Source organism: Streptomyces sp. DG1A-41 (genome assembly GCF_037055355.1).
Classification (GTDB): domain Bacteria; phylum Actinomycetota; class Actinomycetes; order Streptomycetales; family Streptomycetaceae; genus Streptomyces.
Window position 1 is genome coordinate 821,644 of sequence record NZ_CP146350.1, and the last position, 20,268, is coordinate 841,911.

At 71.0% G+C, this 20,268-nt stretch carries 20 protein-coding genes and 3 pseudogenes; 13 read left to right on the forward strand and 10 right to left on the reverse strand.

Annotation, left to right across the window (positions count from 1 at the left end):
• Positions 1–51: 51 nt before the first annotated feature.
• The 3 genes from V8690_RS03875 to V8690_RS03885 all read left to right on the forward strand — a co-directional run bounded on the left by V8690_RS03875 (position 52) and on the right by V8690_RS03885 (position 2,596).
• Complete coding sequence (locus V8690_RS03875; protein ID WP_338775895.1) at positions 52–456, forward strand: FAD-dependent monooxygenase; 405 nt, start codon at positions 52–54, stop codon at positions 454–456.
• 477 nt (positions 457–933) lie between these two features.
• Entirely contained in the window at positions 934–1,812 is an 879-nt protein-coding gene (locus V8690_RS03880; RefSeq protein WP_338775896.1) for an SDR family oxidoreductase, read from the forward strand.
• 55 nt (positions 1,813–1,867) lie between these two features.
• The gene (locus V8690_RS03885) at positions 1,868–2,596 is read left to right on the forward strand and encodes a maleylpyruvate isomerase family mycothiol-dependent enzyme (protein WP_338775898.1); all 729 of its coding nucleotides are present in this window, start codon (positions 1,868–1,870) and stop codon (positions 2,594–2,596) included.
• A 6-nt stretch (positions 2,597–2,602) separates the two neighbouring features.
• Here V8690_RS03885 and V8690_RS03890 read toward each other — a convergent pair whose 3' ends face one another.
• Entirely contained in the window at positions 2,603–2,998 is a 396-nt protein-coding gene (locus V8690_RS03890; RefSeq protein WP_338775899.1) for a MarR family transcriptional regulator, read from the reverse strand.
• A gap of 88 nt (positions 2,999–3,086) precedes the next feature.
• On the opposite strand from V8690_RS03890, the gene V8690_RS03895 reads away from it, so the two are divergent.
• Together V8690_RS03895 and V8690_RS03900 are read left to right on the forward strand one after the other, a co-directional pair.
• The gene (locus tag V8690_RS03895) at positions 3,087–4,568 is read left to right on the forward strand and encodes an MFS transporter (protein WP_338775901.1); all 1,482 of its coding nucleotides are present in this window, start codon (positions 3,087–3,089) and stop codon (positions 4,566–4,568) included.
• Positions 4,569–4,764: 196 nt separating this feature from the next.
• Positions 4,765–6,012 carry an ABC transporter substrate-binding protein gene (locus V8690_RS03900; RefSeq protein WP_338775902.1) on the forward strand — a complete coding sequence of 416 codons (1,248 nt, stop codon included), beginning with the start codon at positions 4,765–4,767 and terminating at the stop codon, positions 6,010–6,012.
• A gap of 22 nt (positions 6,013–6,034) precedes the next feature.
• Here the strand turns inward: V8690_RS03900 and V8690_RS03905 are convergent, their stop codons facing one another.
• The 4 genes from V8690_RS03905 to V8690_RS03920 are packed head-to-tail and all read right to left on the reverse strand — an operon-like array spanning position 6,035 to position 9,663.
• Positions 6,035–6,775 carry an ABC transporter ATP-binding protein gene (locus tag V8690_RS03905; RefSeq protein WP_338775903.1) on the reverse strand — a complete coding sequence of 247 codons (741 nt, stop codon included), beginning with the start codon at positions 6,773–6,775 and terminating at the stop codon, positions 6,035–6,037.
• Between the two features lie 2 nt (positions 6,776–6,777).
• Positions 6,778–7,674, reverse strand: a complete 897-nt coding sequence (locus V8690_RS03910) for an ABC transporter ATP-binding protein (protein ID WP_338775904.1) — start codon at positions 7,672–7,674, stop codon at positions 6,778–6,780.
• Positions 7,664–8,656 carry a branched-chain amino acid ABC transporter permease gene (locus tag V8690_RS03915; protein ID WP_338775905.1) on the reverse strand — a complete coding sequence of 331 codons (993 nt, stop codon included), beginning with the start codon at positions 8,654–8,656 and terminating at the stop codon, positions 7,664–7,666. The genes V8690_RS03910 and V8690_RS03915 overlap by 11 nt, the downstream gene beginning before the upstream one ends.
• A gap of 11 nt (positions 8,657–8,667) precedes the next feature.
• A complete protein-coding gene (locus V8690_RS03920) occupies positions 8,668–9,663 on the reverse strand; it encodes a branched-chain amino acid ABC transporter permease (protein ID WP_338775906.1) in 996 nt (331 codons plus the stop codon).
• 114 nt (positions 9,664–9,777) lie between these two features.
• Between V8690_RS03920 and V8690_RS03925 the strand changes: the two genes are divergently transcribed.
• The 3 genes from V8690_RS03925 (at position 9,778) to V8690_RS03935 (ending at position 12,248) form a co-directional block, all read left to right on the forward strand.
• Positions 9,778–10,698: a class I SAM-dependent methyltransferase gene (locus V8690_RS03925; RefSeq protein ID WP_338775907.1), complete on the forward strand. Its 921-nt coding sequence runs from the start codon at positions 9,778–9,780 to the stop codon at positions 10,696–10,698.
• 342 nt (positions 10,699–11,040) lie between these two features.
• Positions 11,041–11,298 carry a trypco2 family protein gene (locus tag V8690_RS03930; protein WP_338775908.1) on the forward strand — a complete coding sequence of 86 codons (258 nt, stop codon included), beginning with the start codon at positions 11,041–11,043 and terminating at the stop codon, positions 11,296–11,298.
• 92 nt (positions 11,299–11,390) lie between these two features.
• Positions 11,391–12,248, forward strand: a complete 858-nt coding sequence (locus V8690_RS03935) for a trypsin-like peptidase domain-containing protein (protein WP_338775909.1) — start codon at positions 11,391–11,393, stop codon at positions 12,246–12,248.
• Here the strand turns inward: V8690_RS03935 and V8690_RS03940 are convergent.
• A pseudogene (locus V8690_RS03940) lies at positions 12,243–12,338 on the reverse strand (integrase); the annotation flags it as partial. The gene V8690_RS03935 and the pseudogene V8690_RS03940 overlap by 6 nt on opposite strands.
• 168 nt (positions 12,339–12,506) lie before the next feature.
• On the opposite strand from V8690_RS03940, the gene V8690_RS03945 reads away from it, so the two are divergent.
• The gene (locus V8690_RS03945) at positions 12,507–12,791 is read left to right on the forward strand and encodes a DUF6332 family protein (RefSeq protein WP_338775911.1); all 285 of its coding nucleotides are present in this window, start codon (positions 12,507–12,509) and stop codon (positions 12,789–12,791) included.
• On the opposite strand, the gene V8690_RS03950 is transcribed toward V8690_RS03945, so the two are convergent.
• Both V8690_RS03950 and V8690_RS03955 read right to left on the reverse strand, forming a co-directional pair.
• Positions 12,752–13,417: a response regulator transcription factor gene (locus V8690_RS03950; RefSeq protein ID WP_338775912.1), complete on the reverse strand. Its 666-nt coding sequence runs from the start codon at positions 13,415–13,417 to the stop codon at positions 12,752–12,754. The two genes, V8690_RS03945 and V8690_RS03950, sit on opposite strands and share 40 nt — an antisense overlap.
• A complete protein-coding gene (locus V8690_RS03955; RefSeq protein WP_338775913.1) occupies positions 13,414–14,649 on the reverse strand; it encodes a sensor histidine kinase in 1,236 nt (411 codons plus the stop codon). Before V8690_RS03955 ends, V8690_RS03950 begins: the two co-directional genes overlap by 4 nt.
• 549 nt (positions 14,650–15,198) lie before the next feature.
• Between V8690_RS03955 and V8690_RS03960 the strand changes: the two are divergent.
• Positions 15,199–15,288, forward strand: a pseudogene (locus V8690_RS03960) (BTAD domain-containing putative transcriptional regulator); the annotation flags it as partial.
• Between the two features lie 189 nt (positions 15,289–15,477).
• On the opposite strand, the gene V8690_RS03965 reads toward V8690_RS03960, so the two are convergent.
• Complete coding sequence (locus tag V8690_RS03965) at positions 15,478–16,203, reverse strand: TetR/AcrR family transcriptional regulator (RefSeq protein ID WP_338775914.1); 726 nt, start codon at positions 16,201–16,203, stop codon at positions 15,478–15,480.
• Between the two features lie 186 nt (positions 16,204–16,389).
• On the opposite strand from V8690_RS03965, the gene V8690_RS03970 reads away from it, so the two are divergent.
• The gene (locus V8690_RS03970) at positions 16,390–16,839 is read left to right on the forward strand and encodes a nitroreductase family deazaflavin-dependent oxidoreductase (RefSeq protein ID WP_338775915.1); all 450 of its coding nucleotides are present in this window, start codon (positions 16,390–16,392) and stop codon (positions 16,837–16,839) included.
• Here V8690_RS03970 and V8690_RS03975 read toward each other — a convergent pair.
• Entirely contained in the window at positions 16,823–18,067 is a 1,245-nt protein-coding gene (locus V8690_RS03975) for a geranylgeranyl reductase family protein (protein WP_338775916.1), read from the reverse strand. The genes V8690_RS03970 and V8690_RS03975 overlap by 17 nt on opposite strands.
• Positions 18,068–18,200: 133 nt before the next feature.
• On the opposite strand from V8690_RS03975, the gene V8690_RS03980 reads away from it, so the two are divergent.
• Together V8690_RS03980 and V8690_RS03985 are read left to right on the forward strand one after the other, a co-directional pair.
• Positions 18,201–19,556, forward strand: a complete 1,356-nt coding sequence (locus tag V8690_RS03980; RefSeq protein ID WP_338775917.1) for a dipeptidase — start codon at positions 18,201–18,203, stop codon at positions 19,554–19,556.
• 189 nt (positions 19,557–19,745) lie between these two features.
• Positions 19,746–19,973 (forward strand): annotated as a pseudogene (locus V8690_RS03985) (transposase); the annotation flags it as partial.
• Positions 19,974–20,268 lie beyond the last annotated feature (295 nt).

A 20,268-nucleotide genomic window follows, 5' to 3' on the forward strand; every position in this document is an offset into this window, starting at 1 on the left:
TCTCCTCAACGCGCTCACGCGGAGACCGGCCGCTGAAAAAATGACCGCTTCATGTCTTCGGAGACTCCGCCGGTACCGAGCAGCCCCGCCTGGTGGGCGAGCCGAAAACGGGCCCCCGCCTACCGGCGCGGACGCCCTCCGATGGACGTCGGCCGGATCATCGACACGGCCCTGAAACTCATCGACGACGTCGGGATCCAGGCACTGACCCCCTCCAACCTCGGCTGGAAACTCGGCCAGGTCATCGCCGGCGCACCGGACAGCCTCCGCGACAGCTACGAAGCCGAGCGGCTGCCCGTCGCCGCACGCGCGCTCGGCAAGTCCAGCGAACTGTACGCACACCTCAGCCGGCACCGTGTCTCCGGCCTCGAGCGCGGAGACGAGGAACGCCAGCTCGATCTCTCCTGCCACGGCGGTCCGCTCGCTCCCGTCCACTCCCGGCCACCGGGACACTGAACGTCGGCGACCGGGCACCGGACGCGCCGTGCTCCGGGCGGGATGTCCGACGCCTGTTCGATGCCTACCTAGGGCCGCACTGCACGCTCCCGGCCTTCGGCCCCGACGCCGCCGCGGCGCGGCGCGGCGGCGCGGCCCGAGCCGGCCTGGCCCGCCGACGGCGCCGCTACGCCGTCCGCGCCGGACGCGGCATCGACGACGACGGCGTCCTCACCGACACCACCGGCCGGCTGAACGGCATCTACGGCATCACCGGCGGCACGCTCGTCCTCGTCCGGCCGGACGGATACATCGCGAGCATCATCACCTCCGGCTGGACAACCGCCTTCACGGCCGCGGCCAAGGCGTTCACCCCGAGCTGACCAAGCACAGCCGATCAGGTCCGCAGCCAGGTGATCCGTACCCCGGCATCGGGGTACCCGGGGCCTCGCCCGTTGTGATCACCGGGCCGTACACCATGGACGAGGAGGCAGACCCGTGACTGATCAGCAGCATCCCGGCAACCAGCACCCCACCCCGGAGTTCCCCTCCCAGGACCAGCCGCACCCGGGCTGGACCGGCCCCATGGACCCGCCCCCGGACCACGGTGAAGGGTCCTACCGGGGCAGCGGCCGGCTGACCGACCGCAAGGCCGTGATCACCGGCGGGGACTCCGGGATCGGCCGCGCGGTCGCCCTGGCGTTCGCCCGGGAGGGAGCCGACGTGGTCTTCACCCACCTGGACGACGAGAAGGACGACGCCGCCGAGACCGCCCGGCTGGTCGAGGAGGCCGGGCGGCGTGCCGTGCCCGTCTCGTGCGACCTGCGGGAGGAGGAGAACTGCCGGGCGCTGGTCGACCGTGCCGTCGGGGAGTTCGGCCGGATCGACGTCCTGGTGAACAACGCGGCGTACCAGATGTCGCAGCCCGACGGCATCGAGGCGATCTCGACCGAGCAGTTCGACCGGGTGATGCGCACCAACCTGTACGGCATGTTCTGGCTGTGCAAGCTGGCCCTGCCGCACATCCCGGAGGGCGGCAGCATCATCAACTCAACGTCGGTGCAGGCCTACAAGCCCAGTCCGCATCTGCTGGACTACGCGACGACCAAGGGCGCGATCGTCACCTTCACGCAGGGGCTGGCGCAGATGGTGATCGACAAGGGCATCCGCGTCAACGCCGTGGCGCCCGGCCCGGTGTGGACGCCGCTCATCCCGGCCACCATGCCGGACACCCAGAAGTTCGGCGAGCAGGCGCCCATCGGGCGGCCCGCGCAGCCGGCCGAGATGGCTCCGGCGTACGTCTTCCTCGCCTCGCAGGAGGCGTCGTACATCACCGCCGAGATCGTCAACGCCACGGGCGGCACACCGCTGCCGTAGCGTCCCCCGGGAAATCCCGGCGCTTGGAGCGTGCTCCATACGGCAGACTCGCGCCATGGAGACCGCAGAGTTCCTTCAAGCGCTGGAGACAGAGGGCCGGCTGCTGGCCGCGGCCGCCGAGGAGGCCGGGACGGACGCCAAGGTTCCGACGTGCCCGGGGTGGCAGGTGCGTGATCTGCTGCGGCACACGGGCGCGGTGCACCGCTGGGCCGCGTCGTACGTCGCCGAGGGGCACAACGAGCGCCGCCCGCTGGGTGGGGTCCCGGACGTCGACGGCGCGGAGCTCGTGGCCTGGTACCGCGACAGCCACCGCCACCTCGTCGGCACGCTGGCCGCCGCCTCTCCCGATGTGGAGTGCTGGTTCTTCCTGCCCGCGCCGTCCCCGCTGGCCTTCTGGACCCGGCGGCAGGCGCACGAGACGGCCGTGCACCGGGTCGACGCGGAGTCCGCACGCGGGGCCGGCACCACCGCCGTCACCCCGGACTTCGCGACGGACGGCATCGACGAACTGCTGCGCGGCTTCCACGCCCGCTCAAGGAGCCGGGTGCGCACGGACGAGCCGCGCGTCCTGCGCGTGCGCACGGACGACACCGACGCGGTGTGGACCGTACGGCTGTCCTCCGCGCCGCCCGTGACCACGCGCGGCGCGTCCGGGGAGGCGGAGTGCGAACTGTCCGGCCCGGCCGAGCAGTTGTACCTGGCGCTGTGGAACCGGGCTCCCCTGCCGTCGGTCACGGGCGACCGGGCGCTCGCCGAGCTGTGGCGGGAGACATCGGGGATCTGACGGCGTTCAGCCGTCCGCCAGCATCCGCGCCAGCACCGCACGCTGCACGGGCAGCACCTCACCGTGCAGCGTGCGCCCCTTCGCCGTGAGGGCGACGCGCACACCCCGCCGGTCCTCCGGACACATGCAGCGCTCGACGAGCCCTTCCTTCTCCAGCCGGACGATCAGCCGCGACAACGCGCTCTGGCTCAGATGGACCCGCTCGGAGATCTCCTGGACGCGGTAGGCGGAAGTGCCCTTCGCCGCCCGGTAACCGGCGAGGACGTCGAGCACCTCGAAGTCGCTGGCGCACAGGCCGTGTTCGTGCAGAACCCGGTCGAGTTCACACTGTGTTCGCGCGTGCAGCGCCAGAATGTCCCGCCACTGTTCCACGAGCGCCTGCTCGGCCTGCTTCGCCGCCATGCGCCGCACCGTAACAGAGAACCGGGTTTTGTTGCATCCGAATTAAATGCACTTGCATTCCATGCATGCGCATGTATTGTCTCGGGGCATGACCTCTCCGCTCACCTCCCCCGCCTCCGAAGGGCGTTGGACTCCCCGGCTCTGGGGCACCCTGCTGGTGCTCTGCGCCGCGATGTTCCTGGACGCCCTGGACGTGTCCATGGTCGGCGTCGCACTGCCCTCCATCGGTGCCGACCTCGGCCTGTCGACCTCGGCGCTGCAATGGATCGTCAGCGGCTACATCCTGGGCTACGGCGGTCTGCTGCTCCTCGGCGGACGCGCCGCCGACCTGCTGGGCCGGCGCCAGGTCTTCCTGGTGGCGCTGGGCGTCTTCGCGCTGGCCTCGCTGCTCGGCGGCCTCGTCGACTCGGGACCGCTGCTCATCGCCAGCCGCTTCATCAAGGGTTTGAGCGCCGCCTTCACGGCCCCCGCCGGCCTGTCGATCATCACCACGACGTTCCCCGAAGGCCCGTTGCGCAACCGCGCCTTGGCCATCTACACCACCTGCGGCGCCACCGGCTACTCGATGGGCCTGGTCTTCTCCGGCCTGCTCACTCAGGCCAGCTGGCGGCTCACGATGCTCCTGCCCGCCCCCATCGCACTGATCGCCCTGCTCGTGGGCCTGAAGCTGCTGCCGCGCAGTGAGCGCGAGCGCGGCCAGGGCGGCTACGACATCCCCGGCGCCGTCCTCGGCACCGCCTCGATGCTGCTGCTCGTCTTCACCGTCGTCGAGGCACCCGAAGTGGGCTGGGGCTCGGCCCGGACCGTCCTGTCCTTCGCCGCCGTCGCCGCCCTGCTGGCGGCCTTCGTCGCCGTCGAGCGGCGCAGCCCCAGCCCGCTGATCCGGCTCGGCGTGCTGCGCTCGGGGCCCCAAGTGCGGGCTCAGCTGGGCGCGTTGACGTTCGTCGGCAGCTACATCGGCTTCCAGTTCCTGGTGACCTTGTACATGCAGCAGCTGCTCGGCTGGTCGGCGCTGCACACGGCCCTGGCCTTCCTGCCGGCGGGCGCGCTGGTGGCACTGTCCGCGACGAAGGTGGGGGCCGTCATCGACCGGTTCGGCACGGCCCGGCTGATGGTGCTGGGCTTCGCCCTGATGGTGACCGGTTACGTGCTGTTCCTGCGCATCGATCTCGACCCGGTGTACGCGGCGGTGATCCTGCCGACGATGCTGCTGGTCGGCTCGGGCTTCGCACTGACCTTCCCGTCCCTCAACGTCCAGGCCACCAACGGCGTCGACGAGCACGAGCAGGGCATGGTCTCCGGCCTGCTCAACACCTCGGTCCAGGTGGGCGGCGCGATCTTCCTCGCCGTGGTGACGGCGGTGGTGACCGCGAACGCCCCCGAGCAGGCCCACGCGTCCCCGCAGGCCGTCCTCGACAGCTACCGGCCCGGGCTGGTGGTCGTGACGCTCATCGCCCTCGCCGGCCTGCTGATCACCCTCACGGGCCTGCGGAACCGACGGGAACAGCCCTCCGTCGTGGTCGCCCAGTCCACTCCCAGGGAGGCGGAGCGCGTCGCCGTACGCGACTAGGGACCGCCTCCAGTCGTGATCAAGGGCCCTGCGTGGCCCGTGGAGGGAACGCAGGGCCGAGGCGACAGCACAATCAATCGAAAAAGTGTACGTTTTATACTTTTCCGGACTTCGAATGAGTTCTACGCTCAAGTACAGATGGCGGGCGGATGGCCGGCCAGTCGACCACCGTCGCCTGTAACGAGCGGAGACGGAGATGAAAGCGTCGATACGGCGGTCCGCGATCTTCGCAAGCGCGGCCGCTCTTGTGATAGCCGTCTGCGGTACGACGGGCACCGCCCAGGCCGACCCGGGCGATGGCGAACTCCAGTTCGGCTACGTCCTGCCGGAGACGGGACAGCTGGCCTACCTCGGCCCGCCCCAGATCGAGTCGTTGAAGTTCGCGATAGAGAAGATCAACGACGCCGGCGGAGTCCTGGGCAAACCCATTCCGACTGTCGTCTCCAGTGACGAAGCGGGCCAGGAGGCCGTTGCCGCCCAGTCGGCGGACCGGGTCCTCGCGGCAGGCGTGGACGCGATCATCGGCGCCGCGGCCTCCGGCATGTCGCTGTCGTTCATCGACCGGGTGACCGGAGCGGGCGTGGTGCAGTGTTCGGGCTCGAACACCGCTCCCACGTTCACCGACTACGAGGACGACGGCTTCTACTTCCGTACCGTCCCGAGCGACGCGTTGCAGGGGCCCATCCTGGCGGATGTCGTCCGCGACGACGGCCACAACCGCGTGGCCCTGGTCGCACGGGCGGACGACTACGGGCGCGGCCTGATGGATGCCACCCGGGAGTCTTTGGAGGAGCGCGGTGCGACCGTGACGCTCGCCGAGACCTACGACCCGAAGGCGACCAACTTCGACCAGGTCGTCCAGCAGATCGAGAACTCCAGGCCGGACGCCGCCGTGGTGATCGCCTTCGAGGAAGGCACGCAGATCCTTCAGGGCATGATCGAGTCCGGACTCGGGCCCGACCGGATCGGCGTCTACGGCGCCGACGGACTGCGCAGCGAGGAACTGCCCTCGCTGGTCGCCCCGGGCCAGCCGGAGAGGCTCTCCGGGATGAAGGGAACCGCGCCGGCATCCGCGGAGAACGAGCAGTACGTGAAGGACCTCAAGGAATTCGCGCCGAAGCTGAAGGAGTTGCAGTTCGCGCCGCAGGTGTTCGACTGCGTGACGACGATCGCGCTCGCCGCCGAGAAGGCGGAGTCCGACGATCCCGCCGAGTACGTGAAGGAGATGAACGGGATCACCAAGGACGGCGAGAAGTGCAACTCGTTCGCCGCCTGCAAGGAGCTCCTCGCCGACGGCAGGGACATCGACTACGACGGTGTGAGCGGTCCGCTCGACTTCACCGACAAGGGCGAACCCGGCCAGGCGGCGATCGAGGTGTACGGCTACGACGACAAGGGAGCGTTGCAGACCCTGCGTACCGAGACCAGCAGGGCCGAGGAGTGACCGGGAGGACCGACAGCGGGAGTCAACGGACGCGGGCGAGTGTGCCGAGGTAGAGCTCGATCACCTTCTCATCGTGCAGCAGGGCCGTACCCGTACCGGTGTGCGCGTTGCGGCCCTGGTCGAGGACGTAACCGCGGTCGCAGAGCTGAAGGCACCTGCGGGCGTTCTGCTCGACCATGAGCACGGCGACGCCCGCGCTGTTGATCATTCTGCACCGGTCGAAGACGTGGTCCTGGTGGAGCGGTGACAGGCCGGCCGACGGCTCGTCGAGCAGCAGCAGCTGCGGCTCCATCATCAGCGCGCGGGCCATCGCGAGCATCTGGCGTTCGCCGCCGGACATCGCGCCGGCCTTCTGCTTGCGGCGGTCGGCCAGCACGGGGAAGAGTTCCTCGACCGCCGCGGCCCGGCGCGCGTGGTCCTTGGGCCGTAGATAGACCCCCATCCGCAGGTTCTCCTCGACGGTAAGCGTGGGGAACACGTTCTGAAGCTGCGGTACGTAGCCCACGCCCCGCCGGACCAGCTCGTGTGCGGGCCGGCCGGTCACGTCCTCGCCGCGCAGCCGCACGGTCCCGCCGCGCACCCGTAGCAACCCGAAGACGGCCTTGACCAGGGTCGACTTGCCGGCACCGTTGGGGCCGATCACGCCGACCACCTCCCCCGGCCGCACCTCGATGCTGCATCCGCGCAGCACGTCGACACCGGGGACGTAACCGGCGACGATGTCGTCGGCCGCCAGCACCGGTGCCTGGTCCTCGGCGGACATCGCTACTCCTCCTTGCCCTTTTCCTCGGCCTTCTCGTCGGCCTTTTCCTCGGCCGCCTCCGGCTCGTCGTGGCGCTTGCCCAGGTAGGCGTCCACGACGGCGGCGTTCCGGCCGATCGTGTGCGGTGGGCCCTCGGCCACCAGGCGGCCGTCGGCCATGACGGCCACCCAGTCGCTGATGCCCATCACCACGTCCATGTCGTGCTCGACGAAGCACACCGTCAGCCCCTCGTCGCGCAGCTGCGTGATGTGTCCGAGCAACGACTGGGTCAGCGCGGGGTTCACCCCGGCCATCGGTTCGTCGAGCAGGAGCATGACCGGCCGGGCCATCAGCGCGCGGGCCAGTTCCAGCAGTTTGCGCTGACCGCCGGAGAGCGTGCCGGCATGGTCGTCGCGCAGGGGCCCGAGCCGGAACCGGTCCAGCAGTTCGTCGGCCCGTCGCTCGGCCTCCCGCTCCTGCCCGCGCCACAGGGGTCGCAGCAGCGCGGGCAGTGCCCGCTCGCCGCGCTGCCCGGGTGCGGCGAGCAGCATGTTCTCCAGCACGGTCAGCCGGGCGAGCGTCCGGGTGAGCTGGAACGTACGGACCATTCCGCGCCGCGCCACCCGGTGCGCCGGGGAGCCGGTGAGCGGTTGCCCGTCGAAGGACCACCGTCCGCCGTCCGCCCGGTCGAACCCGCTCACCACGTTGAACAACGTGGTCTTGCCGGCGCCGTTGGGCCCGATGAGCGCCGTGATGGCCCCGCGCTGCACCTCCAGGTGCTCGACCCGCACGGCGACGAGACCGCCGAAGGTACGGGTCACCTGGTCCATGACCAGCAGAGGGTCGGGCTTGCGCACCCCCGGCTCGGGATCGATCGCGGAGAGCCGGCCGGTGTGCGATACGACAGTGTCAGCGTCCACTGAGCAGCATCTCCTTCCGGCTGCCGAGGATCCCCTGCGGCCTGAACGCGACCAGCAGGATCAGGGCGACCCCGACCAGGGCGAAGCGCACCGCACCGACCTCCGAGGTGCTGATGAGGTCCGGCGAGATGTACTCGGCGTCGATGGCCTGGCGGAGTGCGCTGTCGAGGAAGCTGAGGACGAACCAGAACAGGATCGAACCGACGACCGGCCCGAGGATCCGCCCGGCGCCTCCGAGGACGAGGAGCGTGTACAGGAAGAACGTGACGCCCGGATCGTAGTTGTCCGGGTTCACGGACTGCACCTGGATCGCCTGCATCATGCCCGCGACCGCCCCGATGACGCCGCCGAGCACGAGGCTCTGCATCTTGTACGCGTAGACGTTCTTGCCGAGGCTCCGCGCGGCCACCTCGTCCTCACGGATCGACCGGATGACGCGGCCCCACGGACTGTGGATCAGCAGGGCGAGCAGGCATCCGACCACGAGCACCAGCACCCATCCGACGATCATCACCCAGAGGTCCCGGGAGCTGAACCTCACGAGCCACACGCCGTAGGTGCCGGGCTCGATGGGGCTGAGCGCGTAGAAGTCGTTCGCGAACCTCTGCAACCCGAACACCCCACCGGTGACCGGCTCGGCCCAGCCGGAGCGGTAGAACAGCCGTAGCGTCTCCCCCGCCGCGATCGTGGTGATCGCGAGGTAGTCGGCGCGCAGCCGCAGGGTGGGCAGGCCGAGGAGCAGGGCCAGCACGATCGCGCAGGCGATTCCGCCCAGGACGCCGAGCCACATCGGGCCGTCGTACGTCGACACCGTGATGGCGAGCCCGTAGCCGCCCACCAGCATGAAGCCGACCTGGCCGAAGTTGAGGAGCCCTGTGTAGCCGAAGTGCAGGTTCAGGCCCATCGCGGCGAGCGCGTAGACGGCGGCGATGGGGCCGATTCCCGAGCGCAGGGCGTCGGTGAGGATGGCGGAGAAGTCCATGGCGCACCCCCTCACCCGACGCGTTCGGCCCGGCCGAGGATGCCCTGCGGCCGGACGAGGAGGACGACGATGAGGACGAGCAGCGCCCACGCGTACTGGAGGTCGACGGGGAACCACAGGGTGGACATCTGGGCGACGACGCCGATGACGAGGCTGCCGACCATCGCACCGTAGGCGGAGCCGAGCCCTCCGAGGATGACCCCGGCGAACATGAGCAGCAGGAGCTTGAAGCCCATGTCCCAGGTGACGATCTCGACCAGACCGAAGAAGACCCCGCCGAGCGCGGCCAGCCCGCCGCCGAGCATCCAGACGAACAGCACCACTCGCTGTACGTCGATGCCCGACGCCTCCGCCAGGTCGCGGTTGGCGGAGACGGCCCGGACCGCCGTGCCGATCCGCGTCTTCTGGAGGAGCACGGCGATGCCGAGCAGCACCAGCACGGCGAGCAGGGTGACCGTGAGATCCCGTGGGGTGATGCCGGCCGGACCCAGCTCGATCACGCTTTGGATGTCGTACTGCGCGTAGGAGGCGGGCCGGGTTCCGTACAGCACGAGTACGACGTGGCGCAGCAGCAGCGAGAGCCCGATGGTGACGATGAACATGTTGATCAGACCGGTGCCCCTGGCCCGCAGCGGACGCCAGATGCCGCGCTCGACCGCCCCGCCCAGCAGCGCGCCGAAGACCACCGCGGCGAGGGCGGCGGGAACCAGGTGCCAGCCCGGACCGCCCGCGGAGACGTTGAGGAAGAACGCGAAGGTGGCACCGATCGTGACGAACTCACCGTGCGCGAAGTTGATCAGATGGATCGTGCCGAAGATCAGCGAGAGCCCGACCGACGTGATCGCGATGATCACCCCGAACTGGACACCGTCGATCAGCGCCTGAAGAGCGCGCGCGGCGAACGTGGGACCGCGCGGGACTTCCTCACCCTGGGCCCGCGCTGAGAGCGCGGGCACCACCACGAGGACCAGGGCGAGGGCCGGTACGAGCATCCGCTGACAGCGCATGGCGATTCCGGTATGTCACGAACATCCCCTATGGGGTCAGTGTAGGTGCAGGTCGGAGTGGTGACACGGGTAGCGGGCCGCGGATGGGTGCCCACGCGAAGTGAAGGACGCGGGATGGGTGACAGCGGGGACATCGCGAGTGCGTACAACGACGACAGTGTGCTCTTCCGGGTGCTGCGGCACCTCGGCTGGGACAGCCTGGCCAACATCGGCTACTTCACGCTGCCCACGCTGCCGGTCGTGGCCCTGACCGGGCCGGTGCCCTTTCAGCGCCGGCTGGCTCGCCGGTCGCTGGCGTTGCTGGACGCCCGGCCCGGACAGCTCGTCCTGGATGCCGGATGCGGACGCGGTGACACCACGGCGCGGTTGGGCGCCGCGGGATGCAGGGCGCTGGGGGTGGACATCCAGCCCGCGCAGATCGACCGGGCACGTCGCCGCTTCGGCGGCTGTTCCCGCGCGCGTTTCGCCGTCGCCGACGCCACCGCTCTGCCGCACCGGGCGGCGGAGATCCCGCTGACGGATGGTTCCTTCGATCGAGTGCACTGCCTGGAGGCCGCCTTCCACTTCGGCCATGAGGGCCGTCGGTCCTTCCTGAGCGAAAGCTTCCGACTGCTCCGCCCAGGAGGCCGGCTCGTCCTCGTGGATGTCACTTCCCGTGCGGGGCAACCGATCGGGACCCTCGATCCGGGCGGCCTCGTACGCGGGGCCTGGCACTTCGACGACATCGAACCGTACGAGCGGTACCCGTTGCTGGCTTCCGCGGCCGGCTTCACCACCCGCCGGACCCTCGACTGGACCACCCCCGTACTCCGCAGGGCAGGCCGACTCTGTGCCCTGTTCGTCGCCACCGCGTCCACCCGGGCCGGCCGACATGCCCTGTGCGTGCGGTGGCCCGGCCTGAGAACACTCGACGCACAGGACTGGGACGAGGTCATCGCCGTCGTCCGGGCTCACCGGGCCATCGGGCGCGTCACTCGCTACACGGCGTACGTCCTCGACAAACCCGAAGACGGCGTCGCCGACGGTGCCCCCTAGCCTGTCTGACAAATTCCCGTCGTCCGCTCGAAGGGCGGGCCTCGCGGTGTCTGGTGCGTGCGATCGCAAGGCGCCGGAGCGCCCTCGTGGCGGAGCCGCGTGAGCGGTTCGGCAACACGGCGAGCGTGCGTGCCAGACACCGCGAGGCAGGCGGGAATTCGTCAGACAGGCCCTGGTCTGTGATCGCAAAGGTTTGCCGGGAGGCTCGCGGCCTCCGGAGGTCGCGAAGGAGGGCCGGTTTCCGGTGAGTGGGCGCGAACTGACGGTCGCGGCCTGCTCGTGTGTGGCGGTTGCCCTGCGGTGAACTTGGCAGCGTCATCAAGCAGGTTGAGGGGGTGGGTGATGGTGTCAGAGCCGTGGGCTGAGCTGAGTGAGGCGGTCGGTGCGATCCGTGCTCAGTTGCAGCAGGCCATGGAGGAGGGCGCCGGCAATGCACTGGCGTTCCGGGCGGGGCCGGTGGAACTGGAGTTCTCCGTCGAGGTCCGCAAGGAGGCCGGGGCCACGGCGAAGGTGTTCGTGCTGCCGTGGTCGGCGGGGCCCGTGGTACGGCAGGCTCCGGCATGGTCACCGGATCAAACTCACGCTGCAGCCGGTCGATGACGCGGGCGCGGACGCACGCATCCACTCCCAGGCGGTGCAGCGGCCCTGGTGAGCGCCGCAGCCGTCGGACTCGCTGACCGAAAGGGGTAGGGATGGATCAGGCCCGGGTCGTCGAGGTGTGGGCTCCCGGCGCCGGGCAGGCGGGCACCGGGCGGGTGGGCACCGGCTATCTGCTGGCCGACCGTCTGGTGCTGACGTCCTACCACGTGGTGCAGGACGTGGCGCCGGGCGGGCGGGTCGAGGTCCGGCCTCTGGAGGTCCCGCAGCGCACCGGGTGGCTGGCAGCAGCGCGGTGTTGGCCGCACGAGGCGGTGGACCTGGATGCCGCACCGGACCATGATGCTGCGCTGCTGGTGATCGACGGCCCAGACGGGGCGGGCCCGCCGGCCGGGGCGGTCCGCTTCGGGCGGATCACCGGCCAGGACAAGGTCCCCTGCGTGGGGCTGGGCTTCCCCGACGCGGAGGCGCGTCCCGGCAGCCGACGCGACACCATGCCGGTGCGCGGTCACGTGGACGCCCTGCACGCGCGTAGATCGGGAATGCCGACCGTGCACGTCGACGAGGGTGTCGTGCCCCGCCGCCTGGCCGGCAAGTCGGGATGGCCGGGCAGTTCGGGCACGGCGCTGTTCTGCGGGCCCCTGCTCGTCGGGGTGCTGGCCACCGACCGCCTTGTCGCGCAGGACGCCAGTGTGCTCGGAGCGGTCCCCGTGACGACCCTGGCCGGCCTGCCGGGCTTCCGCGACACCCTGGCCGCACATGGGGTCGGCTTGGGGCTGGAACACGCCAGTCCGGCAGCACGGCATCTGGCGGACTACCTGACCGCTGCGCACCGCGCCGCCACCGAGCACCCCTACGCCGGTGTCCTGCCCGGTCCCTGGTGGGACTCGGCGACCCCCGCGCCGCCGCCTACACAGTGTCCTTGCTGCGGTGATCGCCGACGCGCGGCTTGAGGGGCGTCCGCCCCAGCGGATGCCCTTCTCGCTGCGGATCCGGGCGCGTTCTCGGCGCTCGGCGGCGAGCACGTCACGATGGCGGGCATGGACCCGCGACACGGCTGTGCAGCGCCTGCAGGAGGCGTCACCGAAGAGCACATCTCACACGAGGAGACGGACGAACGCCGCCACCAGGGCCTCACCGCCAAGACGCACAGCGAGCCGGTGGCGGCTCTGGCATTGCCCGGCCGGGCACCCGACTGTTTGACTTGCCCTATGACCAGTCACGGGGGACGGCGTACGCAGGCCGAACGGGACGCGATCACCGTCGAGATCGGGTACGCGCTGTGCAGTGCGGCCTTCGCGGCGGCGGTCCTCTTCGGGGCCGTGGCCGGTCCCGCTCTGCTCTTCGACCTCCCGGACACGCCGGAGCGCCTGCTGCTGCACATCGGTCTGGTGCTCGCGCCCGTCCTCTTCGCCGCCCGGGTCGTCAGTGTGCTGGTCCGGTTCCACTCGGCGGGTCAGCCCAGCCAGCCCGGCCGCACCAGCCCGGACTCGTAGGCGAGGACGACCAGTTGGGCCCGGTCGCGGGCGCCCAGCTTCACCATCGTGCGGCTGACGTGGGTCTTCGCGGTGAGCGGGCTGACGACCAGGCGGCGGGCGATCTCCTCGTTGGACAGGCCGATGCCGACCAGGGCCATCACCTCCCGTTCCCGCTCGGTGAGCCGACCCAGCGCGTCGGCCGCCGCGGGTTCCTTGGAGCGGGCCGCGAACTCGGCGATCAGGCGGCGCGTCACGCCCGGCGAGAGCAGCGCGTCGCCCGCGACCACCGCCCGTACGGCGCGCAGGAGTTCCTCCGGCTCGGTGTCCTTGACGAGGAAGCCGGAGGCTCCCGAGCGGATCGCCTCGAAGACGTACTCGTCGAGCTCGAAGGTGGTGAGCATGACCACCTTGACGTCCCCGAGGTCCGGGTCCTCAGTGACCCGGCGGGTCGCGGCCAGGCCGTCGAGCGCGGGCATGCGGATGTCCATCAGGACGACGTCGGGCCGCAGTTCGCGAATCCGGCGCACGGCCTCCTCGCCGTCCGCGGCCTCCCCGGCCACATCGATGTCCGGCTGCGCGTCCAGCAGCGCCCGGAACCCGGCCCGGACCAGTGACTGGTCGTCGGCGAGCAGTACGCGGATCACCGGTCCTCCTCGAACTCGGCGGAAGCCGTCAGCGGCAGTACGGCGAGCACCCGGAAACCGCCGTCCGGACGGGGCCCTGCCTCGATGGTGCCACCCAGCGCGGTGGCCCGCTCCCGCATCCCCGCCAGCCCGTTGCCACTGCCACCGGCGTCGGCACCGGTCGCGGGCCCGTCGTCGTCGACGCGCAGCCGCAGCGCGCCCGAGTCGTGCGCGAGGTGCACACGCGCGTGCCGTGAGTTCGAGTGCCGTACGACGTTGGTCAGGGCCTCCTGGACGATCCGGAAGGCGGCGAGGTCCGTGCCGGGCGCGAGACGTGGCGGCTCGCCCTCGACGTCGACGGTCAGGCCCGCGCTCGCCGCCTGCTCCACCAGCTCGGGCAGCCGGTCCAGCCCGGGCGCGGGGGCCCGCGGCGCATCACCGGGCGCGCGCAGCGTGTCGAGCACCTGGCGCACCTCGCCGAGCGCCTCCTTGCTCTTGGCCTTGATCGTGGTGAGCGCCGTACGGGCCTGCTCGGGATCGGAGTCGAGGAGCGCGAGGCCGACACCCGCCTGCACGTTGATCACGGAGATGCTGTGGGCGAGCACGTCGTGCAGTTCCCGCGCGATCCGCAGTCGCTCCTCGTCGGCCCGTCGCCGCGCGGCCTCGGCACGCTCGGCCCGTTCGCGGGCCCACTGCTCGCGCCGGATCCGGAACAGCTCCGACACGGCCGCGATCGCCACCACCCAGGTGGCGACCACCAGTTCCTCGCCCCAGGAGACGGCGGAGTCCCCCGACGGCGGCAGCCACCGGTAGAGCCAGTGCGCCACCAGGACGTGCCCGGCCCAGAGCGTGCCCATCGCAGCCCACGCGGCCCAGCGGTGCCCGGCGACGATCGCACCGAAACAGGCCAGGGCGACGGTGAGGAACACCGGCCCGTACGGATACCCGGCCCCGAGGTAGAGCATGACGGCGCCCGCCGTGCCGAAGACCACGGCCACCGGATACCGCTTGCGCCACAGCAGCAGTGCCCCGGCCAGCAGCAGGAGCACCCGCGCGAAGGGGTCGAGGGCCGCCCGCTCGCCCTCCTGGCCATGAGCGGCGAAGTGAGAGCCGACCAGGACGAAGACCGTGAGGACGACGGTGGACCGCCAGGGCCACCGGGGCGCATGCTCCCCCTCCCCCCACCGGTCCCACCGCACAGGCCCGTGCCGCCACCACTGCGGCGGACCGCCCCGCACGCGCTGCTCGTCCATACCGGCCACGCTAGACGCCGCCCGCCCGCGGCGGCGTCACCCAGGCGCGGTGATCACACGTACTCCCCGCGGAGTACGTCGTCCGCCGGGCGGCCTCGCGTTCCCTGATCCGCAGCCGGCGCAGCCGCCGCGGCGCCCGGCCAGCCGCATGGTCACCGGCAGAAGCACGACCCGGATCAGGGGGGCGTCGACGAGGATCGTCAGGGCCGTGCCGATACCGGGTCCCTTGAGGAAGACGACCCCTCCGGTGGCTACGACAGGAAGGACAGCGCCAGGATCACGGCCGCGGCCGTGACCAGCGGGGCGCGCCGGATGCCCTCGGCGACCGCGCGCCGGGTGTCGCCGGTGCGGTCGTGCTCCTCCTTGGAGTGAGCGCGGCGCGCTGCCAGAAGCCGGAGGCGGGCGCGGTGGCACGCTCCACCCGGTGCCCCCAGCGGCGAGGGCGGCGGGCAGGAACAGCACCGCGCCGGCGACCGCCGTCACCACCACGAGCACACCCGCGTAGGCGGCTGTTCCTTCGAGTACGTCCACGAACTCGTCCGGCTCGTCGCGGCCCACCCACCGCGCGAACGCCTCGCCGAACTGCTGATGCTCGCCCTGTGCCGGACCGGCCGCCCGGCGGACGCCCTCACCGTGTAGGAGGAGGCACGGCGGCGGCTCGCCGACGCGATGGACGCGGACCCGGGCCCCGGCCTGCGGTCCCTGCACGCCCGCGTCCTGCGCCGGGATCCAGCGCTGCTGCCCGGGCCGCCGTTTCCGGTGGCCTGAGAGGTCCGGGCAGCCCGCAGCCGCCTAGTCAGCCCGCAGATCGGGCATGTGGTCTCGGCCCTATGACGCGGGGTTCTTGGAGGCGGGCCCCGACTGCGGATACACCAGCCCCACCCCGTGGGCGAGTTGCCCCACCGCGTGCCGGAAGAAGGTCTCCCGGTCCTCCACCACTCTGTTGAACTGCCCGAACAGCTCGAAGCCGACCAGCCCGAACAACTGGGCCCAGGCTGCGACGAGGGCCGTCACCGTCTCGGGCGGGAGGTCCGGCGCGAGGTCGGCGGCCATCCGCTCGGCCTCCGGGCGCAGGTCGGCCGGCAACGAGGGCCTGGCCAGCCCGAGGCCGCGGTAGGCGTCGCGCACGATGCCGAAGAACAGCAGACCGACACGGGCGGCGGGCGGGACGGTGGTGTCGGGGGCGGTATAGCCCGGGACGGGCGATCCGTAGATGAGGGCGTACTCGTGCGGACGGTCGAGCGCCCAGCGCCGCACCGCCTCGCACACCGCGACCCAGCGTTGCAGGGGACCGGAGCCGGCGGCCGCGCCATGGGCGGCCTCGGCGGTGTCGCCGAGGGAGTCGTAGGCGTCGATGATGAGGGCGGTCAGCAGCTCGTCACGGCTGGGGAAGTAGCGGTAGAGCGCCGAGGAGACCATGCCGAGCTCGCGGGCGACGGCCCGCAGCGAGAGCCTGGCGGCGCCTTCGGCCGCGAGCTGTCTGCGGGCCTCGTCCTTGATGGCCGCGGTGACTTCGATCCTGGCCCGGGCACGGGCGCCGTGTGCGGTGCTCATGCGGGGCAGTGTGCCATGGACGCGGAGCAGTGCACACAAACGAGATCGACGCACACAAACGAGAGCGGGAAACAAAAACGAGAGCGGTGCTCTTGCTTTGGGGCGCCGGTCTCGGGCAGACTGGCAGCACCAATCGAGAGCACTGCTCCCAAATGAGAGCAGTGCTTCACACCGCCAGGGGGACCCATGTCCACGCACGTCCGCAAGCCCGGCTGGCTCACCGTCAACGTCTTCAACCGGCTCGTCAGCTGGCTGACCCGCCGCGGCATCAGCGTCTGGGGATCCCGTGTCCTCGCCGTCCGCGGCCGCAAGAGCGGCCAGTGGCGCACCACCCCGGTCAACGTGCTGACCCTGGGCGGCCGTCAGTACCTGGTCGCACCCCGCGGCCACGTCCAGTGGACACACAACATGCGCGCGGCGGGCGGCGGCGAACTGCACCTCGGCAAGCGTGTGGACACCTTCACCGCGACCGAGGTGGCCGACGACGACAAGACCCCGATCCTGCGCGCCTACCTCAAGCGCTGGAAGGCGGAGGTCGGGGTCTTCTTCAATGGAGTCGGCCCCGACTCCCCGGACGACCAGCTGCGCCGCATCGCCCCCGACCACCCGGTCTTCGAGATCACTGCGACGGGCTGACCTCGTCACCCGTCGTCGCGGGACGGCGGTCCAACGCGGTCAGGGCCCGCTGGGCCACCGGATGCGTGCGGACGATCTCGCCCAGCGACGTCGAGCCCTGCGTGATCTCCTTGAACGCCTTCCAGGCCGGGCGGAAGCTCGTCACCGCCGCGTGGAACAGCCCGGGGCGGCGCTCGAACACGGTCAGCAGCTGCTTACCGACGCTCATCTCCACACCGAGCCCGGCCTTGACCGCGAACGCGTAGTTGAGGGCCTGCCGGCGCGTGTCCACGGCGTCGTGCGCCTCGGCGATCCGAACCGCCCACTCCCCCGCGAGCCGCCCGGACCGCAGAGCGAAGGAGATGCCCTCGCGGGTCCACGGCTCCAGCAGCCCCGCCGCGTCGCCGCACACCAGCACCCGCCCGCGCGAGAGCGGCGAGTCGTCGGCCCGGCAGCGGGTCAAGTGCCCTGAGGAGATGCTCGGTTCGAAGCCGGCGAGGCCCAGCCGCCCGACGAAGTCCTCCAAGTACCGCTTCGTGGCGGCGCCTTCGCCACGGGCCGAGATCACACCGACCGTCAGGGTGTCGCCCTTGGGGAAGACCCAGCCGTAACTGCCGGGCATGGGGCCCCAGTCGATGAGCACCCGCCCCTTCCAGTCCTCGGCGACGGTCTCCGGCACCGGAATCTCCACCTCCAGGCCGAGGTCCACCTGGTCGACCTTGACCCCGACATGCGCCCCTATGCGACTGGCACTGCCGTCCGCGCCGACCACGGCCCGCGCGAGCAGGACCTCGCCGCCCTGGAGGATCACGGCGACCGTGCGCCGGTCGGGCACCGCCGAGCCGTGCTGCTCGACCCGCTGGACCGTGACACCCGTGCGCAACTCGGCGCCCGCCTTCTGCGCGTGCTCGACGAGCTGCTGGTCGAACTCGGGCCGGTTGATCAGCCCGAACAGCATCTGCCTGGAGCGGCGGGTGCGCGTGAAGCGGCCGTTGTTCGAGAACGTCACCGCGTGCACGCGGTCCCGGAGCGGCAGCTCGAAGCCGGGCGGGAGGGCGTCCCGCGAGGGGCCGATGATGCCGCCGCCGCAAGTCTTGTAGCGCGGCAGCTCCGCCTTCTCCAGCAACAGCACGCGTCTGCCGGCGACCGCCGCCGCGTACGCGGCCGAAGCGCCCGCAGGTCCCGCGCCCACCACGACGACGTCCCACACCTGCCGCACGTCGTCCGCCGAAGAGTTCTCGCTGCTCACGATGGTCTACTGCTCCCGATCAAGCCGCCTGCCCTGCTGTCTCCCGCATCCTACGGCGGACCTGGCCACAGGCCGCTGTGGGAGGATCTACGGCACTCACCGCTACAACGTCGCACCCACGAGGAGCGTGCCCATGTCGTCGAATCCGGTCGCCGAGACCGTCGCCTCGCTGATGCCCAGGGCGAAGGAAGAGCTCGCCGAACTGGTGGCCTTCCGGTCGGTGGCGGACTTCGACCAGTTCCCCAGGAACGAGAGCGAGGGCGCCGCCCGCTGGGTCGCGGACGCGCTCGCCGCCGAGGGCTTCCAGGACGTGGCCCTGCTCGACACCCCCGACGGCACGCAGTCGGTCTACGGCTACCTGCCCGGCCCCAAGGGCGCGAAGACGGTCCTGCTGTACGCCCACTACGACGTGCAGCCGCCGCTGGACGAGGCCGGCTGGACGACCCCGCCGTTCGAACTGACCGAGCGGGACGGGCGCTGGTACGGGCGCGGGGCCGCCGACTGCAAGGGCGGTGTCATCATGCACCTGCTGGCGCTGCGCGCGCTGAAGGCGAACGGCGGCGTACCGGTCCATGTGAAGGTGATCGCCGAGGGCTCGGAGGAGCAGGGCACGGGTGGCCTGGAGCGGTACGCGGAGGAACACCCCGGCCTGCTGGAGGCCGACACGATCGTCATCGGCGACGCGGGCAACTTCCGTGTCGGGCTGCCGACCGTCACCTCCACCCTGCGCGGTATGACGCTCGTCCGCGTGCGGATCGACACGCTCGCCGGCAACCTGCACTCGGGCCAGTTCGGCGGTGCCGCGCCCGACGCGCTGGCCGCCCTGATCCGGGTCCTGGACTCGCTGCGCGCCGAGGACGGTTCGACGACCGTCGACGGGCTCACCGGGGACACGGCCTGGGAGGGGCTCCAGTACGACGAGGAGCGGTTCCGGCAGGACGCCAAGGTGCTGGACGGCGTGGGGCTGATCGGCTCCGGGACGGTCGCCGACCGCATCTGGGCGCGTCCGGCCGTGACGGTCCTCGGCATCGACTGCCCGCCCGTCGTCGGTGCCACCCCGTCCGTGCAGGCTTGTGCCCGGGCGCTGATCAGCCTGCGGGTGCCGCCGGGCGTGGACGCGGCCGAGGCGACCAAGCTGCTCCAGGCGCACCTGGAGGCGCACACGCCGTGGGGTGCGCGGGTGAGCACCGAGCAGATCGGCCAGGGCCAGGCCTTCCGCGCCGACACCACCAGCCCGGCGTACCAGGCCATGGCGGACGCGATGGCGGTGGCGTACCCGGGGCAGGAGATGCAGTACGCCGGTCAGGGCGGCTCCATCCCGCTGTGCAACACGCTCGCCGCCCTCTACCCGCGTGCGGAGATCCTGCTCATCGGACTGAGCGAGCCGGAGGCCCAGATCCACGCGGTGAACGAGAGCGTCTCCCCCGAGGAACTGGAGCGGCTGTCGGTGGCGGAGGCGCTGTTCCTGCGCAACTACGCGGCGAGCTGACCGCTCTGCCCACAGCCAAGGTTCTCGTCCGCGGACGGGGTTGTCTTCACACACTGACCAACGGGCGCCCTTCGCCGTGGTCGCGACCAGCACACACATCGGACTCATTCATCTAGGGAGCGTATCGAGTCGTGATCACTCTGCGGGATTCGCCCTCTCGGTGGGGCCTGGACCGGTAGATCTTCTCGTGTGACGCGAGTGCAACTGACGGACGATGAGTGGGAGTTCATCGGGCCGTACCTGCCGATCGGCGAGTACGGCCCGTACCCCGGGCGGCTGCGGCAGCAGTACGAGGGTGTGATCTGGCGATTCAAGATTGGCGGGCAGTGGCGGGAGATGCCGCAGGAGTTCGGCGCCTGGTCGACCGTCCACAACCGCTTCCGGCAGTGGCGTGACGCGCGCGTCTTCGAGGCCCTTCACCGGAAGCACCGTGGTGTCCAGCGCGACCACCCGCCCGGGACGGTCGACCAGCACCTGCCCGTACCGGCAGATCAGGCACCCCCAGATTGCGGGACCGTGACCCGCTGGGGCCAAACCACTCGTGCCAGACCTGCCGCAGCGTGTTGTAAGACGGGACGTGCAGGCCGGGCCCGTAGATCTCGCGTACGTACTGATGGATCAGGCGGGTGCGGGTGGTCATCCCGACTCGGGACCGGCCCTGCAGTTCGTCGTGGACCGCGAAGATCGCCTCCCGGATCTCCGGGTGACTTTC